This window comes from Paenibacillus ottowii, assembly GCF_050516475.1.
Taxonomy (GTDB): Bacteria; Bacillota; Bacilli; order Paenibacillales; family Paenibacillaceae; genus Paenibacillus; species Paenibacillus ottowii.
This window is the reverse complement of record NZ_CP191577.1, coordinates 1591081-1595079: the sequence shown is the minus strand read 5'-3', so window position 1 is coordinate 1595079 and position 3999 is coordinate 1591081. Positions and strand designations below refer to the sequence as shown.

The 3999-nt window shown below is 34.4% G+C and carries 5 protein-coding genes; 4 read left to right on the top strand and 1 reads right to left on the bottom strand.

Annotated features, from left to right (window positions below; translation table 11 throughout):
- The first annotated feature begins 250 nt into the window (after positions 1 to 250).
- Positions 251 to 628, top strand: a complete 378-nt coding sequence (locus ACQQ6X_RS07470) for a HEPN/Toprim-associated domain-containing protein (protein WP_305164808.1) — start codon at positions 251 to 253, stop codon at positions 626 to 628.
- A 40-nt stretch (positions 629 to 668) separates the two neighbouring features.
- Positions 669 to 1484, top strand: coding sequence for a HEPN/Toprim-associated domain-containing protein (locus ACQQ6X_RS07465; RefSeq protein ID WP_305164807.1), 816 nt, complete (start codon positions 669 to 671; stop codon positions 1482 to 1484).
- 218 nt (positions 1485 to 1702) lie between these two features.
- Here ACQQ6X_RS07465 and ACQQ6X_RS07460 read toward each other — a convergent pair whose 3' ends face one another.
- Positions 1703 to 1990, bottom strand: coding sequence for a DUF6809 family protein (locus ACQQ6X_RS07460; protein WP_305164806.1), 288 nt, complete (start codon positions 1988 to 1990; stop codon positions 1703 to 1705).
- A 155-nt stretch (positions 1991 to 2145) separates the two neighbouring features.
- Here ACQQ6X_RS07460 and ACQQ6X_RS07455 point away from each other — a divergent pair, with 155 nt between their 5' ends.
- Both ACQQ6X_RS07455 and ACQQ6X_RS07450 read left to right on the top strand, forming a co-directional pair.
- Positions 2146 to 2370: a helix-turn-helix domain-containing protein gene (locus ACQQ6X_RS07455; protein ID WP_305164805.1), complete on the top strand. Its 225-nt coding sequence runs from the start codon at positions 2146 to 2148 to the stop codon at positions 2368 to 2370.
- A 187-nt stretch (positions 2371 to 2557) separates the two neighbouring features.
- Positions 2558 to 3838, top strand: a complete 1281-nt coding sequence (locus tag ACQQ6X_RS07450) for a hypothetical protein (RefSeq protein ID WP_305164804.1) — start codon at positions 2558 to 2560, stop codon at positions 3836 to 3838.
- Positions 3839 to 3999 lie beyond the last annotated feature (161 nt).

Below are 3999 nucleotides of genomic sequence, written 5' to 3'. Positions count from 1 at the left end.
ATACAGACTTATTAAAGAAATATTTACAAGTAAAGAAGAACCCCTTAACTTTTCTTACTCTTGGTGTTTTTAATGATGTTTGTAAATATGAGTCAAATGAGTAGTTAAAATCTTAGACACAAGAGTTGATTCGAGGAGCAATTCCGTTGTATAACATAATATTCAGGCTGCGGGCCACTCAGCATACGCTGAGTTGTGAATACAGGAACGTTATACGACAGAACGAAGACTAATTAAAGGGGGACCATTTGTGGGTAGTTACGCATCTATTGGTATTAATGGCTTTGACTTCTCTTTAAGCAAAAATCATATAAATCCCATTTGGCTTACGCTGTATCGTGAAGAGGATAAAAAGTTAGAAAAAATAATAGATGAAGATAATGAGGAGAGGTTGTCTTGTAAATACAGATCTACTGTTAAAAAAATTAAATTGCGATTAGATGTTTTGGGTTTTACGTTAGATAAAGCGCAAAAAGAATTTATCACTCATAATGAATCTGTGCAAAACTGTAGTTATTTATGCGGAGATGAATTCGTAGAAATAGAAATCAAAGAATATACATTCAACAATTGGTTGAAATCAATGAAAGGTATAATTACTTCTCTCTACAGTCACTACTTATTATAAAGATGAAATAGTGATACCAGACTATCCAATGCAGTATTTCATGATGAACGAGGATTATCAAGGGGAATCTATTTTTGGTTTTATTAGTTCCGACATTAGATATGTTTTTCGGGCTTTATTAGAACTATATAGTGACGATGATAACTGCGAAATTGATTTTTCTTCTCTTGTTGATGGTGGTTGGTGTGAAGCGAATGATAGAATTTGTGAAGAAACACTAAATGAACTGGCAGAATCATATATAAGAAATGAACGAATTATTATTTTAACAGAAGGATCGTCAGATATTTCGATTCTCAAGCGTTGTATGCGGATTTTAAACCCCGAGGTTGTTGATTTCTACTCGTTTATGGATTTTAACACTACAAACGCACAAGGAAGTGCTTCGTCACTAGTTAGTTACGTTAAGGCATTTATTGGTTCAGGTTTGCGAAACAAAGTTATTGCTGTCTTTGACAACGACACTGCTGCTTTTGAGGCACGTACTGTACTCAATAAAATTGATATTCCTGAAAACATAAAAATCGTTTCGTATCCTGATCTAGAATTTACAAAAAGCTACCCAACACTCGGACCTTATGGAATTATTTCAACCGATATTAATGGCTTAGCATGTAGCATCGAATTATATCTTGGAATTGATATGTTAAAAGATGGAAATGGAAACTTAATTCCAGTCCAATGGAAAGGATATAATCAGTTATTAAAAAAATATCAAGGAGAGATTTTGAATAAAGAACAAATACTACAAAGATATTTCAAATTACTTGATAATTTTGAAAAGGGGGAAAGCATTCCGCATGATTGGGGTGGTATAAATACTATCCTTAATATGATTTATAGGGCGTTTGATTGATGATTTTGATTGTAACTCAAAGTTCAGTCGTATAACAAACGCATTCACGATTCGGGGCTTACGCCCCTTGGTCGTCCGATGTACAATCATGGAAGAAGCTCAGACGAAACACGAGCCGGCCTAGGATAGGAGCTATCTAAGTCCGGCTCGCGTCATTAATACAGTGAACGTTATACGACAGAATCGAAAATAATAGAAAAAGAGCGTCATATAACCCTCTAAATACTAGAGTTTTGCAATTCACTAAAGAGTTGTAGAGCATCTTTGAAACCTTGTATGTAGATACTTCTTTCTAAGATGGATTGAAGAGAAATTTGAGCGTCTTCGTAAAGAAAAACCGTATGTTGAAGTTGATCAGGTAAAGCATCACGAAGAGTTTTAAAGTATTGATCTGCCTCCGCAGAAAGCTGATTGTATTCCGTATGACATTCCACAAGCTCAGTATAGAGTAATTCTAAACGTATTCTTATTAGTGGTTCTGTTAACGATTCTAATGTATTAACCATATAATTAATCCTTCTTGTAATTAACTCCACAAAGTTATTATATAACCTTATAAAGTTAATTGCAAGGTAAATATTTGACTTTGTAGAGTTAAAATTTTGCTTTTCGTTGATGATTATTGATGTGGAAGATAAGATAGAGCTATGGAGGGGAAAAGATGAACGTAATTAAGTGCAATATACGAGAACTCATGGCAGAACATCGAATAGATGATATAACCGAATTGATGATGAGATCAGGTCTAAGTCGTAACTCAATTAACAAGTTATATAGGGAGACGAATATAGAAACTACAAAATTAGAAACACTATTCAAGTTGTGTGATACGTTTAATTGTAAATTGTCTGATTTAATTGAATATGTACCAGAAGAGAACAAATAGTGAGAGCCGTTTCGAGAAGCGATTCCGTCGTATAACATAATATTCAAGCAGCGGCTCCTTTCGGAGCCTTGGTCTGCTAGATGGATTTCGTAGAGGAATTTCAGCAGACAACCCCTTAGGGGTTCATGAATACAGGAACGTTAGTTGAAATTATTGTGATAAATTAAATTAATACTGGGAGGATAATATGGATTGTATTATTCCTTATACACATAAAAGACTACTTGAAGCACATCGTTTATGGCACCAAGCATATGACAACTATTTTGATCCGGAAGGATTTAGAGTGAATATCAATGCGACCATACAGACTTTAAGAAATTTGACTTTTGCTCTTCAAAATGAAAAAGAAAAAATTATAGACTTTGATTCTTGGTATTCAAATTGGCAATCAAAAATGAAAACTGATCCAATTATGAAGTGGCTTAATGAAGCTAGAGTCAAAATCGTTCATCAGAAGGACCTTGAAACAAAAAGCCAGGCAAACGTTCTAATTCATAGTTATTTTAACCTCGTGGAGTATAAGTTTGATGTACCAGCGCTTTTGCCCTCTGAGGTAATTGCTCACAAGGCAAAAAGTATTATCAAAGAAAAAGTTGAAATTCCTGAACATCAATTAAAGGAGTGTATAGCAGTTGTAGAACGAAGATGGGTAGCCGAAGACCTACCTGATTGGGAAATCCTCGATGCTCTTGCATATGGGTTTAATTTTGCTAAAGATATCGTTCTTGATGCACATAAACAAGCAGGTTCTAATTATATTGAGTGCTCACTTCTTGATTCCTTACACCCGTTATCCTATGACGATCTGACAGGACAATATAGCTGTATGAATATGAATGCAACGTTCAGAACACAAAATATAGTATTAAGTGACTTTCAAACAAGAGCATTTGAAACGAATACGGTGAAAATGAATGAACAAATAATATCAACAGCTAAGAAAAGATATTCATCCAAGATATTTAGTCAACTTTCTGGAATTTCAAAACATGATCCATTTAAATTCGCTGATACTTTGAATAAAGTGGCTTTGCAAGTGCTTAAAAAAGATAAGTATCACCAATGGATACAGTTTATTAAAGTGCCCTACAAAGGGTGGGAGTTACGCTCTGTTAATCCAGAAGATAAATCAGATAAGTTTTTAATTATGAAAGAGCTTGCTCAATATGTTAAAGAAACAAAGGCCACTTGTGTAATTAATATCAATGAGGCTTGGATCTCTAGAGATGTAGATGCAATAATGGACGGTACTCCTGTTAGTGAGACACGAGATAAAGCGGAAGCACTTTGTATTTCTGTAATAACCTTTGATGGGAAATCCAGAAGTTATATGACTGAATTTCAAAGAAGATATTTTGGGAATATTAAATTTTTAGAGACGAAAATTTCTGAAGAAAACCCAGGATATTTTTTAAAACCCGTCTTAGATGTATGGGAAAATAGAAGTGAAGAAGTATCTAAATAATTTAGCGTCTCTAAGAAGACAGTAACTTCAACTAACATAATATTCACGCTGCGGGCATACGCCCTTGGTCCGGCATTCGCCGGACACCCAGCATATGCTGGGTCGTGAATACAGGAACGTTATATGACACATACAAAATTCTAATTTTTTTATAAAGAGGA

What these genes read in the sequence shown, in the direction of transcription:
- ACQQ6X_RS07465 (WP_305164807.1), top strand. Translation starts at nt 669, where the DNA reads ATGATGAACGAGGATTATCAAGGGGAATCTATTTTTGGTTTTATTAGT.
- ACQQ6X_RS07460 (WP_305164806.1), bottom strand. Translation starts at nt 1,990, where the DNA reads ATGGTTAATACATTAGAATCGTTAACAGAACCACTAATAAGAATACGT.
- ACQQ6X_RS07455 (WP_305164805.1), top strand. Translation starts at nt 2,146, where the DNA reads ATGAACGTAATTAAGTGCAATATACGAGAACTCATGGCAGAACATCGA.
- ACQQ6X_RS07450 (WP_305164804.1), top strand. Translation starts at nt 2,558, where the DNA reads ATGGATTGTATTATTCCTTATACACATAAAAGACTACTTGAAGCACAT.